Annotated in this window: 2 protein-coding genes and 1 pseudogene; 2 read left to right on the top strand and 1 reads right to left on the bottom strand. The window is 65.7% G+C overall.

Annotated elements, in window-relative coordinates; all coding sequences use genetic code 11:
* Both tnpB and tnpC read left to right on the top strand, forming a co-directional pair.
* On the top strand, positions 1 to 399 hold a 399-nt coding region (gene tnpB, locus J1C47_RS23355; protein WP_425354591.1), incomplete at its 5' end, for an IS66 family insertion sequence element accessory protein TnpB.
* Between the two features lie 72 nt (positions 400 to 471).
* Positions 472 to 2100, top strand: a complete 1629-nt coding sequence (tnpC, locus tag J1C47_RS23350; protein ID WP_207353205.1) for an IS66 family transposase — start codon at positions 472 to 474, stop codon at positions 2098 to 2100.
* Between the two features lie 82 nt (positions 2101 to 2182).
* Here tnpC and J1C47_RS23345 read toward each other — a convergent pair.
* Positions 2183 to 2500, bottom strand: a pseudogene (locus tag J1C47_RS23345) (IS5/IS1182 family transposase); the annotation flags it as partial.
* Positions 2501 to 2626 lie beyond the last annotated feature (126 nt).

Here is a 2626-nt window from a genome sequence, read left to right as displayed (position 1 = left end):
TGTGGATCGGCAGAGCCTGTCCTCGGGCTCGTTGAAGACGAGAACCAGGGAATGATCCCGGTTCCGACCGGAGTACGGGTCTGGCTGGCGACGGGGCATGTCGATATGCGCAAGGGTTTCCCGGGCCTGTCGCTGATGGTGCAGGAGGTGCTGAAGCGCGATCCGAACAGCGGCCATCTGTTCTGCTTTCGCGGCCGACGAGGCGATCTTTTGAAGATCATCTGGCATGACGGCCAGGGCGCGTGCCTTTACACGAAGAAGCTCGAACGGGGGCGCTTTCTCTGGCCGTCGATCGCCGATGGCGCAGTGACGATATCCCCGGCGCAACTTGGTTATCTCCTGTCCGGAATCGACTGGCGAAATCCTCAGGAAGCCTGGAGGCCGACGTCGGTCGGATAGGCGAAAAGCCTTGCATCGCAGGGGTTCTATGGGAGAATCGATGGCGTCATCAACTGCTTCGGGCTTTCCTGCATGGCCGCCGCGCCGGACGACATCGCCACCCTGAAGGCCGCTCTTGCAGCGGCCGAGCGGCGTGCCGATCTCGCGGAAGCCGAAGTGGCCAACAGAAGGGCGAAGGCCTCGCACGCCGAGGCGCTGATCGCGCATCTGACGCTGGAGATCGAGAAGCTCAAGCGCGAACTCTACGGCAGCCGATCGGAGAAGAAGGCGCGTCTTCTCGACCAGCTCGAGATGCAGCTCGAGGACGCCCAGGCGGCCGCGACCGAGGACGAGCTTGCCGCCGAGCATGCCGCGGCGAAGACGATGACCGTTCAGGCCTTCACCCGCAAGCGTCCTTCGAAGAAGCCGTTCCCGGAGCATCTGCCGCGGGAACGGGTGGTCGTGCCGGCGCCGACCTCGTGCCCGTGCTGCGGTTCGGCCAGGCTGTCGAAGCTCGGCGAGGACGTCACGGAGATGCTGGAGGTGATCCCGCGGCAGTGGAAGGTGATCCAGACGGTCCGGGAGAAGTTCACCTGCCGGGAGTGCGAGACGATCAACCAGCCGCCGGCGCCGTTCCATCCAACGCCCCGCGGCTTCCTCGGCCCGAGCCTTCTGGCAATGATCCTGTTCGAGAAGTACGGGCAGCATCAGCCACTCAACCGGCAGTCGGAGCGTTACGCCCGAGAGGGGATCGACCTCAGCCTTTCGACGCTCGCCGACCAGGTCGGTTCCTGCGTCCATGCTCTTCGCCCGCTGCACGACCGGATCGAGCGACATGTCCTTGCTGCCGAGCGCTTGCACGGCGATGACACCACCGTGCCGATCCTGGCCAAGGGCAAGACGGTGACCGGCCGGATCTGGGTCTATGTCCGCGACGATCGCCCGTTCGGCGGCGCCGCGCCGCCGGCGGCCTTGTTCTACGCCTCCCGCGATCGAGCGGCCGAGCATCCCGAGCGCCATCTCGCCGGCTATGGCGGGATTCTTCAGGCCGACGCCTATGCGGGATATGGTCGCCTGTACGCCATGGATCGAAGTCCGAAGCCGCTGACCGAGGCACTGTGCTGGTCTCATGGACGGCGGAAGTTCTTCGAGCTCGCCGACATCGCCAGGAGCGCCCGGCGGGGAAAGAACGCGGCACCGATCTCACCGCTGGCGCTGGAGGCGGTGAAGCGCATCGACGTTCTGTTCGACATCGAGCGCGAGATGAATGGCCGCTCCGCCGACGAGCGTCTCGCCGTCCGGCAGGAGCGGAGCGTGGCCGTTCTCGCCGATCTGGAGGACTGGATGCGGACCGAGCGGGCGCGCCTGTCGCGCCATGCCCCAGTCGCGAAGGCTATGGACTACATGCTGACGCGCTGGGAGGGCTTCGCCCACTTCACCACCGATGGCCGGATCTGTCTGACCAACAACGCCGCCGAACGCGCGCTCCGCGGCTTGGCGCTCGGCCGCAAGTCGTGGCTCTTCGCCGGTTCTGATCGCGGAGCCGACCGCTGCGCCTTCATGCTGACGCTGATCGCCACGGCCAAGCTGAACGACGTCGATCCACAGGCTTGGCTCGCCGACGTCCTTGCCCGCATTGCCGACACACCGCAGACCCGGCTCGACGAGTTGCTGCCGTGGAACTGGAAGACAGCGGACGAGCCGCTGGCGCTGGCATCATGAGTGACCGGGACCGCATTGCTCGCCTGAAGATCGAGCTTGACGACTGGCAACCGGCCATCTGGTCGTCCGTGAAGAAGGCTGATCAAGCCGCTGAGAGAAGCTGGTCCTGACCGAGCAGGGTCAGAATGGCGGCCTGGATGAAGGCGACAAAAAGCTTCAGCCAGGCGAGGATGCGGCGGAAGTTGTAGCCGATGGCGGCAGGGACGGCATTGGCGGCGTCGCCCATGGCGTGGGCGAGGTGATTGCGGCCCATCCGGTGGTCGGCCTTGAGGTGCCCGATGACGGGTTCGACGGCCGCCCGTCGTTTCATCTCGCGGCGGATGGTGTCGGTCATGCCGCGCTTCTGGCCCGAGGTGTAGACCTTGAGGCGATGGCTTTGAGGGGCGTTGTGGCCCTTGTAGCGTAAGCATCCGGCCTGGGCCGCGGCGATCAGTTGATCCGATTCTGGCTCTTGGCGAAGGCTGCTTTGCCTACGGTTCGGCGGCGGGCGAGCTTGGCGACGCGTTTCCGGATATCGTCCAGGTCG

This window comes from Jiella sonneratiae (assembly GCF_017353515.1).
Taxonomy (GTDB): Bacteria; Pseudomonadota; Alphaproteobacteria; order Rhizobiales; family Rhizobiaceae; genus Jiella; species Jiella sonneratiae.
The sequence above is the reverse complement of the archived record's forward strand: the minus strand, read 5'-3'. Positions and strand labels throughout refer to the sequence as shown.

Bases quoted from the DNA above. Each gene is read 5' to 3' on its own strand.
- tnpC (WP_207353205.1), top strand. From the start codon at position 472: ATGGCCGCCGCGCCGGACGACATCGCCACCCTGAAGGCCGCTCTTGCA.